The organism is Ruegeria sp. HKCCA5929 (genome assembly GCF_013034525.1).
In the GTDB taxonomy this organism is placed as follows: Bacteria; Pseudomonadota; Alphaproteobacteria; order Rhodobacterales; family Rhodobacteraceae; genus Ruegeria.
Genome location: NZ_WQGE01000002.1, coordinates 345,343 through 361,436 on the forward strand (window position 1 = coordinate 345,343; position 16,094 = coordinate 361,436).

A 16,094-nucleotide genomic window follows, 5' to 3' on the forward strand; every position below is an offset into this window, starting at 1 on the left:
ATTATCGCAGCGCGCCTTTCGCTTTCAATGCAGACTCTTTTTCCGGATTGATCCACCACAAATCCAGATGACCCAGCGAATAGGGCGGCAGGTTTTCGGGGTATTCGTACATATCGTAATAGGCCGTCCAGTAATCAGCGATGAATCCCACGGGGACCACAAAGAACTCATAACGCAAGGCGCGATCAAGCGCCGTCAGTGCCGTGTCCTGATCTGCCTGATTGTCGGTTTCAAAAGACGCTTCAATGATTGCGTCAACTAGGGGGCTGGCCAAACCCGCTGGATTAAAGAGGCTGAATGCAGCTTCTTCCGATCCATACATCTGGCTTAACCCGCCGCCAGTGGACAGGAATGACCCGTAGCGTGTGGAATAGACCATATCGTAGTCCCGCTCACGGCTGCGCAGGGTGTATTGTGCCGGGTCAACCTTTTCAGCCGAAGCGTCCACACCAATAGACTGCAAGTTCTGAACATAGGTTTCGATCATGGTTGCTGTCGATGTCGGCAGGTTTGAAGGATAGGGGATATTCACCTTCAATGTCTGCCCTTCCGCATTGCGCCGCACATTGCCATCACCAACAGGCCAACCGGCCTCGTCCAGTATTTTCGCCGATTTGCGAAGATTTCTCCGATCGTTCAAACGCGCAGGGTTTGACTCGTGGGCCAAGACAGCGGGCTCTGTCAGAAGGTCTTCGGGCACAACGTCACCCAACGCTTGCAAAAACGCCAGCTCATCACCTTCAGGCAGACCTTTTGCCTCAAGCGGGGTGCCTTGAATGAAGGAATTGCGCGGCGCATTCAGCCCGAACAGCAAAGACTCGTTTGCCCATTCGAAATTAAAGGCTAAGGCAAGGGCTTTGCGGACGTTCTTGTCTGCAAATTGCGGTTTTCCCAGATTGAATACAAAACCCGACGGGGTCGGCGGGCTGCCATCCACGATTTCATCGCGAACGACCACGCCTTCGCTCAGCTTCGGGAAATCATACCCCGTCGCCCAAAGCTTGGGGTCGCTTTCGATACGCAGCGTGTACTCACCGGCTTTGAAACCTTCGAACGCCGCGGTCTGATCAGCAAAATACTCGACGCGGATTGTGTCGAAATTGTTCCGACCAACATTGAAGGGCAGATCCTTGCCCCAATAATCATCACGGCGCTTGTAAACGATCCGACGATTGATGTCGTAGCTATCAAGCTTATACGGACCTGATCCAACCGCAACTTCCAGACGCGGTTCATCCAAACGCCTGGACTCATCCGCTTCGAACCATGCTTTGGAAAATACAGGGGTCGCGCCGACTGTTTCGATCAGGCTGCGGCGGGTTACTTCGGGATTAAACGAGAACTTGACCGTATGTTCATCCAGCGCTTCGGCCCCCGTCACCATACGACCCACAGCCTGCGCGTACGACGGCAAGCCCTGTTCGATGAACAGGCGATGGCTATAGACGACATCTTCCGCCGTTACCGGAGTGCCATCCCAAAAGGTTGCTTCGGGCCGCAGGTGAAAGATAACGTAGTTCCGCCCTGCATCATACTCCAGACTTTCTGCCAATACTCCGTAATACTGACCGACACTGTCATCAGCACTATCAAAAAGGCGATCATATTGCAGTGTCGTCAGCGCGCCAGCGCGCCCCTTGCGAGAATAAGGATTGAGAGAATCGAACGTTCCCGAGGCAGCTAAAGATAGCTCACCGCCTTTAGGAGCATCCGGGTTCACGTAGTTCAGATGCGTGTAATCAGCAGGATAGTCCAGATTACCAAAATACGAATACCCATGACTGCTGGTGACACCATCATCCAAAGCCTGCACGACTTGCGGAGCGATCAAAGCCGTGCACAGCCCCAATATGCTAGCCCAGGGCCGTAATTTAAGATCACGCGCAGCGGGCATCAGGGATTTCATGTGGCTCGTCCTCTCGGTCAATGTCTTCACCAATGTCGTAACCGCTAGCTAAAGTGCCAACGCTAACAGTTTCAAGTTTAGAATGCGTGAGCGCTTTGTGAAGTTTCCTTCAGACAAAAAAAGCCGCTGCACAGGGCAGCGGCCTTGGAGATCTTTGATCTGACGGGCAATCAGTTGCCGATTGTCTGCAGGTAAGCAATCACATCTGCGCGATCCTGCGGCTTTTTCAGACCCGCAAAGCTCATCGATGTGCCCGAGATGTAGGCGCTTGGGCGTTCCAGGAAGGCATCCAAAGCTTCAGGCGTCCAGTTGCCGCCATGCGCCTGCATGCTGGCCGAGTAGCCTGTAAAGCCCTTAGCCGACGCAACAGGACGGTCCACAACAGCGTACAGGTACGGGCCAGTACCGTTTGCGCCGTCTTCCAGCTTGTGGCAGGCAGTGCATTTGCGGAACACTCTTGCACCTTTTTCGACGTCAGCGGCGGCCAGCAGGTCTTCAAAGACCACTTCTTCACCATCAGCGCTTTCGCCCGAGCTTTCGGTTTCGATAATGTAGGCGGCCTCAGCGTGGCCATGGCCACCGGAAGAATAGAGGACATCCGCCCCCCATTTGGCCAGAAGCAGCACCAGGAAAGTGCCGAACAGGCCTGCGGCGGCCTTGGTAACTGTCATCGTGTCGAACATTGATCGCGAGTCCATTTCAGCTGTCTGGGCTGCTGTCTAAGGCTTCCCCTTGCGAGAGGCAAGGTATAGACACCGCGACGAAACGACCAAATCGCGAACTTGTTGCATGGAATCGACCAAATGACCAATCGCATCGCATTTCAGGGCGAACCAGGCGCCTATAGCCACGAAGCATGTCGGAACGCACGGCCCGAAATGGAGGCCCTGCCCTGCCGGACTTTCGAAGATGTGATCGAATCGGTTCGTTCAGGTGCGGCGGATCTGGCGATGCTACCGGTCGAAAACACGACCTACGGACGAGTCGCCGATATTCACCGGCTGTTGCCTCATAGTGGCTTGCATATCATCGACGAAGCATTTGTGCGGGTACATATCAACCTGTTGGGCGTCCCCGGCGCAAAACTGGAAGACATTACCGAGGCACATTCCCATCTTGTGCTGCTGCCGCAATGCGCAGGATTTCTGAAACAGCATGACATTCGCGGACGCGTCAGCCCCGACAACGCCCGCGCGGCGCGCGAAGTGGCTGAGGTGGGCGACCTGCACTCTGCGGCGCTGGCCAGTGAGTTGGCTGGTGAGATCTACAACCTGAATGTGCTGGCCCGCCACATCGAGGACAGCGACGACAACACGACCCGTTTCCTTGTGATGTCTCGACAGGCCGACCTGGCGCGTCGCGGAGAACATGGAATGATCACCAGCTTTGTGTTTCAGGTCCGCAACATCCCTGCGGCGCTGTACAAGGCGATGGGCGGCTTTGCCACCAACGGCATCAACATGACCAAGCTGGAAAGCTACATGGTTGACGGGTCGTTCACTGCGACGCAGTTTTATGCAGATATCGTTGGTCATCCGGATGACCGGAACGTTCAGTTGGCCATGGACGAGTTGGAACACTTCACAACCAATGTGGAAATCCTGGGCGTCTATCCGGCAGCGCAGCCCCGCGGCTAGACTACTCTTCCTTAGGTTGGGCGAATTCAGATTGGCGCAGGTTGCTGCGCCTAGCCACGTAGCAAGCGATCATCTCGCTAATGCGTTTGGGTGTTCGACTTGGCAACCTGCCTCTTCTGCTCAATCGCGTTGTGAAACAGCGCACCGGCGTCTTCTAGGCACCGTGCAGATGCCGCTGCTCCAACTCGCGTGCAAACTCACTCAGCCGGGATTGCAATTGTTTGCGGAATCGGGACTGACCCAGTTTCACCGATTGCAACAACAGACGTGCAGGCAGGGTTTTGGCCGCCAGTGACATCTCAAGGCTCAGGCGCGTTCTGCGCGGCGACAGGGCCAGAAAATCAACACTGGTCAGACCGGTCATGCCCTTGCTGGACGCTTCAAATCGCATTTGCGAAGGCCGGTCAAAATCCGTCATCACCACCGACATTTGGCGCAGCTTGCCGCGCAGCTTGAACTCTGTCTGCCACTCAGTCCCGGCAACAAAGACCGCTTCGGACCCCAAGCGCCGTACGTCGATTCCCCGGCGCATGGCCATACGTTCGAACCGTCCGAAATCCGACACCATGTCGAACACTGCGTTAATGGGGGCTTCGATATCCTCACGGGCTGAAAATTGCATGATACCCTTTGATGTTTATGGCCGCGCCAATATTTCGTCAGTCCAAAGTATCCGCAAGCCAGTTCTCAAGCAGAAAATGTGCAATTGCACCCTTGCGGGCGGGCAAAAGGCTTGGATGATCCCCGGCAAATGCCTGCATCATCTCGGATTTGCTGACCCACATCGCCTCTTCAATCTCAACGGGATCAATCACGATGTCACGCGCCAGTGCCTCGCCCGCGCAGCCAAACATCAGCGAAGCCGGGAAAGGCCAGGGCTGACTGGACAGATAGGATACGTCCCCGACCGGAACGCCCGCCTCTTCCATCACCTCGCGGCGCACCGCAGCTTCCAGCGTTTCTCCGGGTTCGACAAACCCCGCCAATAGCGAAAACATACCCTCGGGCCAGCCCGGAGACCGGCCCATCAGCACACTGTCACCATGAGTGATCAGCATGATCACAACCGGGTCGGTGCGCGGGAAATGTTGCCCACCGCATGAAGGGCAACTGCGTTGCCAACCGCCCTGAGACATCTCGCTGGCAGCCCCACAGCGGGCGCAAAACCGATGCGTTTCGTGCCAGCCGATAACGGCTTTGGCCGTGGCCGCCAATTCGGCATCGCGCGGCGACAATCGCGTCATGATCCGGCGCAATTCAGCAAACACATATCCCTCTGGCAAATCCGGGTGCTGCTGCTCGGATTTGTCCACGAACTCTCCCAGACCGGTCAGGTCCAGACCTTCTGCGGTCCAGGCCGAGATATCCACCGCGAACAATGGCGTGTCTTCAGCGGAAAGGCCCAAAAAAACAGGAGCCTCAATGACCCCGCCTGGTCCCGCGCTGACCAGCGAGTGCGTCATTGGAAGCAGAGCAAGCTGATCCAGCCCTTGGCCCGTAACCAGAACTTTACCGCGCCAGATCATCATGCACGCCGCCGCCGGGTGGCTTTGCGCCGCCGTCAACGTTTCGGCATTTCCGCGCATATGGGCCGCCCGATCCAGACCCGAGCCGCCAAAGGTCACCTGCTCTGCGTTTTTCATTGGAATTCCTTTTGGTCCCTGGCACAGGGCTGCCATGTCTCAGACCGTGTTGCAATGGCAATTCAAACACGCGCAACACGCATGTCTGCCGCTGAAAAGCCGCATGGCGGCCCCGGAAAAATCATTAGGTTACGCTTTGTAAGAATTAATCAATAACCCTATTCAAAAGCAGACCATTCAAAGTGAAGCAAAACCCTTCGACGCAGGTGCCCTCCGAAAAAAACCGTGGGCATGTGCGTATTCTGGCAACAACCGACCTGCATATGAACCTGACAGGTTTTGACTATTACACGGATACTCCTGACCCGACGCTAGGATTGACGCGCACCGCCAGCCTGATCCGCAAAGCCCGCCAAGAAGCAGGGGATGCTTTGGTTCTGTTGGTGGACAATGGGGATGCAATTCAGGGCACGCCGTTGGGCGAGTGGGCGGCCCAGAGCGACGTGCCGCATCCGGTCATGCAAGCCTTTGCGGCGCTGGAGTACGACGCCATAGGTCTCGGCAACCATGATTTTGGTTTTGGGCTGCCGGTATTGGACAATATCATCTCGCAAGCCCACTGCCCTGTCCTGTGCAGCAACCTGCATCGATCAGGTGGCCTGCAAGCATGGCAAAGATTTGCGATATTGGACCGCACCGTGCCTTTGGGTGGCAAAGATATGCCCCTTCGCATCGGCTTGATATCCGTTCTTCCGCCTCAAACCACCCGCTGGGAAGAACATCACTTGAACGGAGAAGTCACGGCCGAGGAAATTATATCGACGGCATGCGAACTGTCAAAACGACTACGCGCTGAGGGATGTGACCTTATCGTTGCTTTGGCGCATTCCGGCCTGGGCCAAACAGAGCCGGTGGAAGGGATGGAGAATGCCGTAATCCCCTTGGCCGCCATCGACGGAATCGACGCCATTGTCGCCGGGCATACGCATCTGACCCTTCCGAGTCGCACCGATACCAACGCCCCATACCTCGATCACGCAAATGGGCTGGTGCATGGAACCCCGGTTGTCATGGCCGGGTCGGCTGGATCTTATCTTGGTGTTATTGATCTTGTAGTTTCTCCGCGACCGAATAGCGGATTCAACATTGAAGAATGTCGCGCGGACCTGCGCCCGGTTTGCGCGAGCGGAATCGCGGTCGAAGAAGACCAGGATATGGTGCGTCTGTTCGCCGACGCCCATCGTCAGACACGCAGCGCGGTTGCCAAACCCGTCGCGCGCGTATCAGAATCCATGCACAGTTATTTCAGTTTTTGCGCACCGGATCGCGGCTTGGCTCTGGTTGCTGCGGCGCAGGCTGCCGCTTTGCGCTCTTTCTTGCACGGTTCCGCTTTGGAAGAGTTACCTCTTTTGTCAGCCGTGGCGCCTGGGAAATGCGGTGGGCGCGCTGGCCCGCGGCATTTTACAGATGTCCCGGCGGGGGAAATATGCCTGCGTCACGTTGCAGACCTGTATCCGTTTCCCAATGAACTGCGCGCATTACAGATCAACGGTGCCGACGTGCTGGATTGGCTGGAAATGTCGGCAAGCGTGCTCAACCAGCTGTCACATGATACAGAAGCGGACTTAGTAAACCCCGAACGTGCCGGTTACAATTTTGATGTCATCTTCGGCCTGTCCTATCAAATCGATCCATCGCAACCTGCGCGCTTCGACAGTGATGGTCGGTTGGTCGATCTTGACAACAGACGAATTCGCAATCTGACATTCGGTGGCCAACCTGTTCAACCTGCGCAAAGATTTGTCTTGGCCAGCAACAACTACCGCGCCAGCGGAGGCGGACATTTTCCTGCCGCCTCTGCGGCCCAACGCATCAACCTACCACCGCTCGACATCAAGGAACTGACGCGGGATTACCTGTCTCGTCGCCTTCCGCCCGACCCAATAGCGCGGCACCCCTATCCGTTTACACTGACAGCTCAAACGGGCGTAAATGCCTTGCTTCGAACAGGTCCCGGTGCCCTTGAACACATGGATGAGCTGCGCATGTTCAACGCCCAATTGCTAAGTCCTGATGAAGCCGGGTTCGAGCGGATCCGTCTGACGTTCTGACGGGTTGTCTTTTGCCCTCGCCTTCCCTATATCCAGAGTCGAGAGGTTGGCGCGGGCGAGCGCCTCGCCAACCTGGTCAGGTCCGGAAGGAAGCAGCCACAACGAGCCCCGCTTGGGTCGATGTCCAACCTCTCACTTTCCCCTCACATACCTAATGGGTGATACGCGGTCTCACCCAAAACGTGTTCAGATGTCGACAAAGCGTGGCCAAAGGGCCGCGTTACGACGGGCAAAAGCCCCAATATGCCCAACTTCAGATAACCCAAATTCAGCAGGTTTCAGCAGATGTCGTTTGGCCTTGGGGCCATAGAGATCGGCAAGCCGCCATACCGCCTCGGGTGGGACCATCTGGTCATCTTCAAAAGTAAACAGATCCACCGGTTTTTCAGTTTCTGTCCAACGCGCATCAGGCAACCCGGCTCCGATCTCGGGCATGTAACTCGAAGGAGCGGTGCACCATTTACGCCATTGCCAGTAGACCGATGCCGGCAAATCCGCACCAAAACCGATTGCCTTTCCGGGCAAGTACCCAAGCGCTTTGACCAGCAATGGGGCGTGCCCATACCAGAACACCCCGGCCAATCCACGGTAGGGCCATGGGTGATCGTTCAGGGTCACAAGCCCAGAACACACACAAATCATCCGGTCGATTTTGTCGATATCGGGCTGTACGGGTCCCAGCATGGCACCTACAGAATGACCAATCGTCCATTGTTGTGCACCGGGAAAACGCCTGCGCATTTCCGCCCGCGCCGCCGGCATATCGATCAAGGCCCAATCGGCCATTGTCGCACGTGCATCCTTCATGCGGCCGGTCAAAGAGTGCCCGAAGTCCCGGTAATCATAGGTTAGGCACGCCATGCCGCGCTCAGCGGCCAGCCAACGTGCGAAGTGGCGATAATAGTCGCGTGGCACGCCTGTGGCACTGTTCAGCACAACCACTGTGCCGGGTTCCGACAACGGTCGGTACAAGCGCGCTGAAAGGGTTGATGACCCGGACGGAAAGAGGAACTCTTCGGTTAAAACCGTCTGTTCTGTATCCAACATGATCCCTGACCCTGCGCCGAAGACAAAGTTTCTTACTTCAATAATTGAAACTCTACGCGGGAAGTTTTTACCCATCCAGCATGACCAAACGTCGGGGACAAAGATCCGCTTGACTCGGAACCGGATCAGACGCTAGCGATTGTGTGATGGTTCCTGTCCCCCACAAGGGGTCGGGATGAAAAGGGAACACGGTGCGGTTCCGTCTGGTCATCCGGACGCTAACCAATGCCGCGACTGCCCCCGCAACTGTAAGCGTTGAGCAATGCCGAAACGCCACTGGCCCCGAGGGCTGGGAAGGTCGGCAAAGCCATGACCCGCAAGTCAGGAGACCTGCCATCGAAACTGAAACCGAAACTCGGGCGGGGTGTCCGGGCAGGTCCTGACTGCACTTCGCTGTCCCACCTGACCCGATCCTTCTGTCCACCACGCGCGGAGGGCGCAGGATGATCTGGAAGACAAAGACGCATGAATACAGCGCAACGGTATGTCAGCGGACGGGCAAAACCTGCCCCGCCCTGGCGCGGCTGGCGCGCTCGATCTCCGAGGCCATGACACAAGCTTCGGCTGCCACAGGCGACGACTTCGAGTTTGACGGTAGTAGTGAACTTTCACATTGCACGAAAGGGTGTCAGGCAATTTTCCAGGCACAATCAGACAGTGTTCGCGTGTTTTGTGACACGCAACCCGACGCAGCAATTGAAGACCTGAACCTCTATGCTGATCTGATTTTTGGAAACACGTTCCGCACCCTGCCATCTGGCATCATTGCAAACCCACCATGCGCGATGATCGAGGTTGCAACGCTACGGCCCCGGAAAACCGTACACGCACCCGAACAGCTTTCGGCCTGAGGTCACACCACCTGCGCCGGGGAAACCCGGGCCGCCCAAGCCAGCTGCGCGTCTGTTTCCACAGCACAGGGGCGCAGCGACCGCAGACGCTCCAGCGCCTTGTCAGCCCGTTCGCCGCACTCGACCATCAGACGCAGGACAACCATCCCCGACCTGCCACAGCCGCCCCGACAATGCACCAGCACTCGGCCTCCTCCAGCCAGGGCATGCCGGGCGGCGGCGCTAACTTCTGGCCACGCCTCTTCAACCGCCGCCGTTGGTGCGCCAAAGTCTTCGATCGGCAGATGCACCCACCGGCTGGCGCGGCTTTGAATATCGCTGCCAAAATCCTGCGCCCCGTGCTGAAGCATCTCGACATCCGTTGTCATTGAAATGACAATCCCCGGCTTCCACGCGGCAATCGTATCCAGATCCGTCTCATAGTCCCCGCCATGTCCGGGTATAGACGTCAGGGCCAGCGTTCCTCCTGCGACTTGCAGGGCATAGATAACCAGCTGCGACATGAACGTGTGTCCTCCACCAGGAACTCTTTACAAAAATGAGTCTTAAATTTTGTTGGAACAGCTTAGTGCGAATCCGGTCGGAATCTAAATCAAAAATCATCGCGCCGCGCAGTGGACGCGGAAGGCAGCGGCCACTACGCTGAGCCGAAGCACCGAATCCGACCGAGAAAACATGACCGACACGCCCAGCCCCGCCTATCAGGTTCTCGCCCGCAAATATCGCCCGGAAACCTTTGCCGATCTGGTGGGTCAGGATGCCATGGTACGCACCCTGAAAAACGCATTCGAAGCGGACCGGATTGCGCAGGCTTTCATCATGACCGGCATTCGCGGCACCGGCAAAACCACCACCGCGCGGATCATCGCCAAGGGTATGAACTGCATCGGCCCCGACGGCAATGGCGGCCCGACGACCGAGCCTTGCGGGCAATGCGAACATTGCGTGGCGATCATGGAAGGCCGCCATGTCGATGTGATGGAGATGGACGCCGCCAGCCGGACCGGTGTGAATGACATTCGCGAAATAATCGACAGTGTCCGCTATCGCGCCGCCAGCGCGCGTTACAAGATCTACATCATCGACGAGGTCCACATGCTCTCGACCAGCGCTTTCAACGCGCTGCTCAAGACGCTCGAGGAACCGCCTGAACATGTGAAGTTTATCTTCGCAACAACCGAAATCCGCAAAGTGCCGGTCACGGTTCTGTCCCGCTGTCAGCGCTTTGATCTGCGCCGGATCGAGCCCGAAGATATGATCGGGCTTCTGCAAAAGATCGCAACCGCCGAAGATGCCCAAATCGCCGATGACGCGCTGGCGCTGATCACACGTGCCGCGGAAGGATCGGCACGGGATGCAACCTCGCTGCTGGATCAGGCGATTTCGCACGGGGCGGGTGAAACCACTGCCGAGCAGGTCCGCGCAATGCTGGGCCTTGCGGACCGTGGCCGCGTTCTGGACCTGATGGACATGATCCTGCGGGGCGACGCAGCGGGTGCGCTGACGGAACTCAGCGGGCAATACGCTGAGGGCGCAGACCCTCTGGCCGTCTTACGCGATTTGGCCGAAATCACCCATTGGGTGTCCGTCGTCAAAATTACGCCCGACGCCGCCGAAGACCCAACCGTTTCGCCTGACGAACGGAGCCGTGGCCAGCACATGGCAGAGGCCTTGCCGATGCGCGTTTTGACCCGGATGTGGCAGATGTTGCTGAAAGCGCTCGAAGAAGTCTCGGCCGCGCCCAATGCCATGATGGCCGCTGAGATGGCCGTTATCCGCCTGACCCATGTTGCTGATCTGCCCAGCCCTGAAGAACTGATCAAACGGCTGCAGGACACTCCAACGCCTCCAACTGGTGGGCCGAATGGCGGAGTATCAGCCCCCCAGCAGGGTGCAACACCCGCGCGGGCCAGCGCGGCCCCGGCACCTTCCTACGTTTCGACCCCTCGCGGCCCAAGCGGCGCGCCAGTTGCTGCATTGGCTCAGGATGTGCAGACGGCTCTCGCCCGGTTCCCGACTTTTGATCACGTTGTCGAACTGATCCGCGCCAACCGCGACGTAAAACTGCTGGTCGAAGTGGAAAACGGTGTGCGACTTGTGTCTTTCCAACCCGGTCGGATCGAATTCACCCCAGCCACGAATGCACCAACAGACCTTGCACCACGCCTGGGTTCGGCCCTGCAACGCTGGACCGGCAATAGGTGGGCAGTCTCGATCGTCTCGAACGGGGATGCGCCGACAATTGCTGAAATTCGGGACAAGGCCGAACTGGCTTTGAAAGCCGAAGCCGAACAACACCCGCTGGTTCAGGCTGTACTGGCTCAATTTCCCAAGGCCAGGATCACAAAGATCGAGACACCGGAACAGCGCGCCGCCCAAGTCGAGACCGAGGCGCTGCCCGAAGTCGAGGATGAGTGGGACCCGTTCGAAGAGGATTGAGCCGGTGACGCGCCCATTGAGGTTACCGTGATCACCCGGTTCCAAAATCTAAGTCTCGGCAAAGCCCGTGCGGCAAACCCAATCCTTGCCTTCACATAACGCGCAACCTGCCACTGCGCGACAAAGGGAAGCGCGTTTCCAAAGACCTCGCGGTCAAACGCGGGAACCCTTGTGCCACGCGGCTGCGGCCCGTATTTAGAACCCAAGCAGAGATACAGGAGAATACTATGCTGAAAGGACTCGGCGGGCTTGGCGGTCTGGGTGACATGGCCAAGATGATGAAATCCGCGCAGGACCTGCAAACCAAGATGACCGAAATGCAGGAAGAGCTGAACAACATGATGGTTGTCGGTGAATCCGGGGCTGGTCTGGTCAAGGCGGCTGCAACCGCCAAGGGCGAACTGAAAGGTCTGGATATTGATCCGTCGATCTTCAACGGGGACGACAAGGAAGTGGTCGAAGACCTGATCCTGGCGGCCATCAAGGATGCCCAAACCAAAGCCGCTGAACGCTCGCAGGAGGAAATGGCCAAACTGACCGAAAGCATGGGCTTGCCCGCAGACATCAAGCTGCCGTTCTGAGCTTCATCTTTTTAAAAATACTCCCGCCGGAGGCTCCCTCCGGCGCAAGACAGGACAGGCCATGAGTTCGAACAGCGATATCGACAACCTGATCGACCTGATGGCCAAACTGCCCGGCCTCGGCCCGCGTTCGGCCCGTCGCGCTGTGCTGCACCTGATCCGCAAACGCGCCTTGCTGCTGACACCCTTGTCTGATGCCATGCAACAGGTCGCCGTGACCGCCCGCGAATGCCTGAACTGCGGGAACGTGGGCACCACCGATATCTGTGACATCTGCAACAGCGAAGACCGTGCAACCGGAGAGCTCTGCGTGGTCGAAGACGTGGCCGACCTCTGGGCGATGGAGCGCGCGGGCGTCTTCAAAGGCCGCTATCACGTTCTCGGCGGCACGCTGTCGGCGCTGGACGGGGTTGGCCCGGACGAGTTGCGCATTCCCCGCCTCAAAGACCGAGTGATGGTCGAGGGGATTACCGAGATCATCCTTGCCCTGAATGCCACCGTCGATGGCCAGACCACCGCGCATTACATTGCTGATCAGTTGGAAGGACAGGTTCGCCTGACCTCACTAGCGCAGGGCGTGCCGATTGGCGGAGAATTGGATTATCTGGATGACGGGACGATTACAGCCGCGCTAAAGGCGCGAAAGGAAATATAGCGGGCCGTATTGGACCAGGGCGACAACTGCATTGTCGCCTCAACGGTTATCAAAGCATGTTCGCAGGCTTCAGGTGTAAGCACCAGACGAGTAGGTCAGCTCATACGAGTGGCTGTAGAGTTCGAATACGATACCAAATGGGTCTTCAACATAGACCATGCGGTAAGGCTTTTCTCCGGGGTAATAGTGCCGGATCGGCATGCGCTGTTTTCCACCAGCCTGCACAATCTTTTCGACCAGACCTTCGACATCGGGGTCCTGAATGCAAAAGTGAAACGTTCCATTTCTGCGGAAATCGATGTTGTTTTCGGGCGCGTAATTCCCGTCAAACTCAAAAAGTTCAATTCCAATCCGGTCTGCTGTCGCGAGATGTGCGATACGCAGTTTCTTCCAGTCCGGGCCGAAAACATCCGTGCACATGACCCCAATGTCCGAGCCATCCTCGACCACGTCCGTGGGCGGCATGATGACGTAAAACCCCAAGACCTCGGAATAGAACTTTACGGCTTCGTCCACGTTTGGAACAGACAACCCGATATGTGAAAAAGTCCTTGGAAACTGAGACATCGAATGCTCCTTAAACTGCTGAGTCGTAAAACTATTGGTCAGCGATCGGTTTTCAAGTTACTTCCCAAGCCATCATAGCAGGGTTCACCCTTGCGCATGGATCAAGACCCGGAGTCAAAAAGGTCGCTAAAAAGCAAAAGGGCCTTTGCCTTCCGTACGCGCGTAGTAGAATGCCTCAGACTTGATCCCTTTGATTGGAATACGTTATGACCCGCCTTCTCGCCCTCACCTTCGCCACCTTCACCGCAACTGCCGCCCTGTCGCAGGAACTTGTCGACAAGGGCTTCGTCGAAGGCTGGAACATCATGATGGACCCCGCGCTTGGCAACGGATGCCTGATCCAGACGGTGTATCAGGACCTCTCGGTCGTGCGGCTGGGCTATGACGCGCTGGGTAATCGCGGCTATTTCGCGGTCTACAACAAGGCGTGGGGCGACATTAAACAGGGTGAGAGCTATCCGATCCGCTTTGATCTGGACGGCAAAAGCCATGATGCCACTGCGATTGGGTTCAATGAACGGGACGTACCAGGCGCGACTGTCTTCTTCACCGACCGAAGCTTCGTCGACGCAATCGCTCAGAACAAGACAATGACCGTCTACAATCCAGCCGGTGAGGTTGTCATGGCCATCGACCTCAAAGGCACCGCCAAAGCGCTGGACTACGCCCGCGATTGCCAGAACAAAAAGCTTTAACGAATCGGATCGAACAGAGCGTCCTTTGCGGTGCAGTCGCGGATCACGTCGCGGCCACAAGGCACGGGGTCAAGGTCGCGTGACAGGCACAGGCGGACTTCTTCGATATAGCCTTGCTTGCAGGTGACGGTTATCATATCGCGCTCTAGCATTGGATTGGCCTTGAGAAACGCTTCTTCGACCACTTCGGCGGGTAACTTCACGGATGCGTCCAGCTTGCGGAAGACCTCCGGGCGTTCGACCGCGTCATAGGTGCGCCGGGACAGCGCGAAATAGTCGGCTGCCGACAGCCCGGAACAGGTGCCGTGTTTCTTCCACTGGTGCCAGGCCAAACCCGCACTGCCCTGAATATCTTCCATTTCACGCGTCATGCGTCGGGTCGGCGGTGCTTCGGGCGTTCTGCAATACGAGGGCCAACCCTGATGGAACTGTGGCCACAGGCCATGCAAAATCCAACCGTGGTCATGCCGCGCATCGCACTGGTCGGACCCACGCGCGTCGCCTTCGCGGGCACACCAGTTGGGCGACCAGCTGAGCGACAGAACATAGTAATCGAACTCTCCGGCCTTTTCGCCTTCGGCCAGCGCAACAACCGCGCTGAAGACCCACAATACCAGCCCCGAAATACCTTGGCGCATTCGCCTCTTCCCTTCTTGCCGTGCCGCGACTATATAGGCCCCAAGTTCCCCGACAACGGAAACCTGCCCCAAATCCCCGGGGCCGCCGAATTCCGGCGACGGGACAGATGTATGTATAGGAGACGGGCTGATGGCAAAACCGCTTATGGCCAAGGCAACCGCCGTATGGCTGGTGGACAACACCACGATCAGCTTCAAGCAGATCGCGGATTTCGTAGGAATGCACGAGTTGGAAGTGCAGGGCATCGCTGATGGTGATGTGGCTGCAGGCGTCAAAGGCTTTGACCCGATTGCCAACAACCAATTGACCCAGGACGAAATCGACGCGGCGCAGAACAACCCGCTTCACAAGCTGAAGCTCAAGTTCAATCCTTCGGCCGCTGGCGAAGAAAAACGCCGTGGTCCGCGTTACACCCCGTTGTCCAAGCGTCAGGACCGTCCGAACTCGATCCTGTGGCTGGTCAAGTTCCACCCCGAACTCAGCGATGGCCAGATTGCCAAGCTGGTGGGTACCACGAAACCGACAATCCAGTCGATCCGCGAGCGTACCCACTGGAACATCACCAATATGCAGCCAATCGATCCGGTTGCCCTGGGCCTTTGCAAGCAGTCCGAGCTGGACACAGCCGTTCAGAAGGCAGCCGCCAAGAAAGCGGCCGAAGGCGGTGTAATGAGCGATGATGAGCGTCGCAAACTGGTCTCGACGGAACAGTCTCTGGAAATGGATGCCGCGCCGAAGATTCCGACGGCCATCGAAGGGCTCGAAACCTTCTCGCTGTCCGACGAGCCAGCAGAAGAAAAAGACGAAGAGGCGATCATCGACGCCGACAGCTTCTTCAATCTGCCCAAAGGCGGGGCGGATGACGAAGACGAAGACGATCTTCGCCCGTAACGTAGAATCAGCCCCGGTCGGAACGGCTGGGGCTTTTTTGACGGACTTATCATGCTAAGCATTCTATCAGCGATCTTTGGCCCGCACCGCGCCGTTTCGATCTATGCCTTTGTGAAAACATGGGGTCTTGGATTGGCCGGTGGCGCTGTGATGATTGCCATCGTCACAACCCTCTATCTGCTGGGGGATGAGGGCAAACACGAGCACGAAGCTTTCCTGACCGTTCCAGTGCTGTCGGCAACCGCGGTGAATGGTGATCTCAGGAACGGTGTCATCGCCTCGGTCCGCCTGCCCGATGGTTCGGCAACTTCAATCACGTCGACCGAGTCGCCCATTTCCCAAACCGTAGGTACCACTGCCTGCATCGAGAAACGCGTTTACGTCGAATCTGGTGAGGCGCGGTACCGGTTCAAACTGCCAAGCCTGTGCGAAGGCAGTTGATTGGCTAACACCTAGACGCAAAGCCACCCGATGCTGACACCGGGTGGCTTT

Annotated in this window: 17 protein-coding genes, 1 other RNA gene and 1 riboswitch; of the genes, 10 read left to right on the forward strand and 8 right to left on the reverse strand. The window is 57.3% G+C overall.

Annotation, left to right across the window (positions count from 1 at the left end; genetic code table 11):
- Position 1: 1 nt before the first annotated feature.
- Both GOV90_RS06425 and GOV90_RS06430 read right to left on the reverse strand, forming a co-directional pair.
- On the reverse strand, positions 2-1,906 hold the full coding sequence (locus GOV90_RS06425) for an extracellular solute-binding protein (protein WP_171095964.1): 1,905 nt from the start codon (positions 1,904-1,906) through the stop codon (positions 2-4).
- Positions 1,907-2,076: 170 nt separating this feature from the next.
- Entirely contained in the window at positions 2,077-2,589 is a 513-nt protein-coding gene (locus tag GOV90_RS06430) for a cytochrome c family protein (RefSeq protein WP_171096040.1), read from the reverse strand.
- A 120-nt stretch (positions 2,590-2,709) separates the two neighbouring features.
- Here GOV90_RS06430 and GOV90_RS06435 point away from each other — a divergent pair, with 120 nt between their 5' ends.
- On the forward strand, positions 2,710-3,543 hold the full coding sequence (locus tag GOV90_RS06435; protein ID WP_171095962.1) for a prephenate dehydratase: 834 nt from the start codon (positions 2,710-2,712) through the stop codon (positions 3,541-3,543).
- A gap of 154 nt (positions 3,544-3,697) precedes the next feature.
- On the opposite strand, the gene GOV90_RS06440 is transcribed toward GOV90_RS06435, so the two are convergent.
- Positions 3,698-4,165 (reverse strand): SRPBCC family protein, encoded by a 468-nt coding sequence (locus tag GOV90_RS06440; protein ID WP_171095961.1) that lies wholly within the window; start codon positions 4,163-4,165, stop codon positions 3,698-3,700.
- Between the two features lie 37 nt (positions 4,166-4,202).
- A complete protein-coding gene (gene nudC / locus GOV90_RS06445) occupies positions 4,203-5,186 on the reverse strand; it encodes an NAD(+) diphosphatase (protein ID WP_171095959.1) in 984 nt (327 codons plus the stop codon).
- A gap of 182 nt (positions 5,187-5,368) precedes the next feature.
- Between nudC and GOV90_RS06450 the strand changes: the two genes are divergently transcribed.
- Positions 5,369-7,237 carry a bifunctional 2',3'-cyclic-nucleotide 2'-phosphodiesterase/3'-nucleotidase gene (locus GOV90_RS06450; protein WP_256367897.1) on the forward strand — a complete coding sequence of 623 codons (1,869 nt, stop codon included), beginning with the start codon at positions 5,369-5,371 and terminating at the stop codon, positions 7,235-7,237.
- Between the two features lie 39 nt (positions 7,238-7,276).
- Positions 7,277-7,375: signal recognition particle sRNA small type (ffs, locus tag GOV90_RS06455), an RNA gene on the forward strand.
- A 48-nt stretch (positions 7,376-7,423) separates the two neighbouring features.
- Here the strand turns inward: ffs and GOV90_RS06460 are convergent.
- Complete coding sequence (locus GOV90_RS06460; RefSeq protein WP_171095957.1) at positions 7,424-8,284, reverse strand: hypothetical protein; 861 nt, start codon at positions 8,282-8,284, stop codon at positions 7,424-7,426.
- A 130-nt stretch (positions 8,285-8,414) separates the two neighbouring features.
- Positions 8,415-8,637: riboswitch (cobalamin riboswitch) on the forward strand.
- A gap of 90 nt (positions 8,638-8,727) precedes the next feature.
- Here GOV90_RS06460 and GOV90_RS06465 point away from each other — a divergent pair.
- Positions 8,728-9,135, forward strand: coding sequence for a hypothetical protein (locus GOV90_RS06465; RefSeq protein ID WP_171095955.1), 408 nt, complete (start codon positions 8,728-8,730; stop codon positions 9,133-9,135).
- A gap of 2 nt (positions 9,136-9,137) precedes the next feature.
- Here the strand turns inward: GOV90_RS06465 and GOV90_RS06470 are convergent, their stop codons facing one another.
- Entirely contained in the window at positions 9,138-9,638 is a 501-nt protein-coding gene (locus tag GOV90_RS06470; protein WP_171095953.1) for a dual specificity protein phosphatase family protein, read from the reverse strand.
- A 172-nt stretch (positions 9,639-9,810) separates the two neighbouring features.
- Between GOV90_RS06470 and GOV90_RS06475 the strand changes: the two genes are divergently transcribed.
- The 3 genes from GOV90_RS06475 to recR all read left to right on the forward strand — a co-directional run bounded on the left by GOV90_RS06475 (position 9,811) and on the right by recR (position 12,810).
- On the forward strand, positions 9,811-11,574 hold the full coding sequence (locus tag GOV90_RS06475) for a DNA polymerase III subunit gamma/tau (protein WP_171095951.1): 1,764 nt from the start codon (positions 9,811-9,813) through the stop codon (positions 11,572-11,574).
- A 227-nt stretch (positions 11,575-11,801) separates the two neighbouring features.
- Positions 11,802-12,155 (forward strand): YbaB/EbfC family nucleoid-associated protein, encoded by a 354-nt coding sequence (locus GOV90_RS06480; RefSeq protein WP_171095949.1) that lies wholly within the window; start codon positions 11,802-11,804, stop codon positions 12,153-12,155.
- A 61-nt stretch (positions 12,156-12,216) separates the two neighbouring features.
- Positions 12,217-12,810, forward strand: a complete 594-nt coding sequence (recR, locus tag GOV90_RS06485; RefSeq protein ID WP_171095947.1) for a recombination mediator RecR — start codon at positions 12,217-12,219, stop codon at positions 12,808-12,810.
- Between the two features lie 69 nt (positions 12,811-12,879).
- On the opposite strand, the gene GOV90_RS06490 is transcribed toward recR, so the two are convergent.
- A complete protein-coding gene (locus tag GOV90_RS06490) occupies positions 12,880-13,377 on the reverse strand; it encodes a lactoylglutathione lyase family protein (protein ID WP_171095945.1) in 498 nt (165 codons plus the stop codon).
- A 206-nt stretch (positions 13,378-13,583) separates the two neighbouring features.
- Between GOV90_RS06490 and GOV90_RS06495 the strand changes: the two genes are divergently transcribed.
- A complete protein-coding gene (locus GOV90_RS06495; RefSeq protein ID WP_171095942.1) occupies positions 13,584-14,072 on the forward strand; it encodes a hypothetical protein in 489 nt (162 codons plus the stop codon).
- Here the strand turns inward: GOV90_RS06495 and GOV90_RS06500 are convergent.
- Entirely contained in the window at positions 14,069-14,710 is a 642-nt protein-coding gene (locus GOV90_RS06500) for a ribonuclease T2 (protein WP_171095940.1), read from the reverse strand. The genes GOV90_RS06495 and GOV90_RS06500 overlap by 4 nt on opposite strands.
- Positions 14,711-14,840: 130 nt before the next feature.
- Here GOV90_RS06500 and GOV90_RS06505 point away from each other — a divergent pair, with 130 nt between their 5' ends.
- Together GOV90_RS06505 and GOV90_RS06510 are read left to right on the forward strand one after the other, a co-directional pair.
- Entirely contained in the window at positions 14,841-15,602 is a 762-nt protein-coding gene (locus GOV90_RS06505) for a DUF1013 domain-containing protein (RefSeq protein WP_171095938.1), read from the forward strand.
- Between the two features lie 51 nt (positions 15,603-15,653).
- Complete coding sequence (locus GOV90_RS06510; RefSeq protein WP_171095935.1) at positions 15,654-16,043, forward strand: hypothetical protein; 390 nt, start codon at positions 15,654-15,656, stop codon at positions 16,041-16,043.
- The last annotated feature ends 51 nt before the right edge of the window (positions 16,044-16,094 follow it).

Coding starts and splice junctions, on each gene's coding strand:
- GOV90_RS06425 (WP_171095964.1), bottom strand. CDS start 1,906: ATGAAATCCCTGATGCCCGCTGCGCGTGATCTTAAATTACGGCCCTGG.
- GOV90_RS06430 (WP_171096040.1), bottom strand. CDS start 2,589: ATGTTCGACACGATGACAGTTACCAAGGCCGCCGCAGGCCTGTTCGGC.
- GOV90_RS06435 (WP_171095962.1), top strand. CDS start 2,710: ATGACCAATCGCATCGCATTTCAGGGCGAACCAGGCGCCTATAGCCAC.
- GOV90_RS06440 (WP_171095961.1), bottom strand. CDS start 4,165: ATGCAATTTTCAGCCCGTGAGGATATCGAAGCCCCCATTAACGCAGTG.
- nudC (WP_171095959.1), bottom strand. CDS start 5,186: ATGAAAAACGCAGAGCAGGTGACCTTTGGCGGCTCGGGTCTGGATCGG.
- GOV90_RS06460 (WP_171095957.1), bottom strand. CDS start 8,284: ATGTTGGATACAGAACAGACGGTTTTAACCGAAGAGTTCCTCTTTCCG.
- GOV90_RS06465 (WP_171095955.1), top strand. CDS start 8,728: ATGATCTGGAAGACAAAGACGCATGAATACAGCGCAACGGTATGTCAG.
- GOV90_RS06470 (WP_171095953.1), bottom strand. CDS start 9,638: ATGTCGCAGCTGGTTATCTATGCCCTGCAAGTCGCAGGAGGAACGCTG.
- GOV90_RS06475 (WP_171095951.1), top strand. CDS start 9,811: ATGACCGACACGCCCAGCCCCGCCTATCAGGTTCTCGCCCGCAAATAT.
- GOV90_RS06480 (WP_171095949.1), top strand. CDS start 11,802: ATGCTGAAAGGACTCGGCGGGCTTGGCGGTCTGGGTGACATGGCCAAG.
- recR (WP_171095947.1), top strand. CDS start 12,217: ATGAGTTCGAACAGCGATATCGACAACCTGATCGACCTGATGGCCAAA.
- GOV90_RS06490 (WP_171095945.1), bottom strand. CDS start 13,377: ATGTCTCAGTTTCCAAGGACTTTTTCACATATCGGGTTGTCTGTTCCA.
- GOV90_RS06495 (WP_171095942.1), top strand. CDS start 13,584: ATGACCCGCCTTCTCGCCCTCACCTTCGCCACCTTCACCGCAACTGCC.
- GOV90_RS06500 (WP_171095940.1), bottom strand. CDS start 14,710: ATGCGCCAAGGTATTTCGGGGCTGGTATTGTGGGTCTTCAGCGCGGTT.
- GOV90_RS06505 (WP_171095938.1), top strand. CDS start 14,841: ATGGCAAAACCGCTTATGGCCAAGGCAACCGCCGTATGGCTGGTGGAC.
- GOV90_RS06510 (WP_171095935.1), top strand. CDS start 15,654: ATGCTAAGCATTCTATCAGCGATCTTTGGCCCGCACCGCGCCGTTTCG.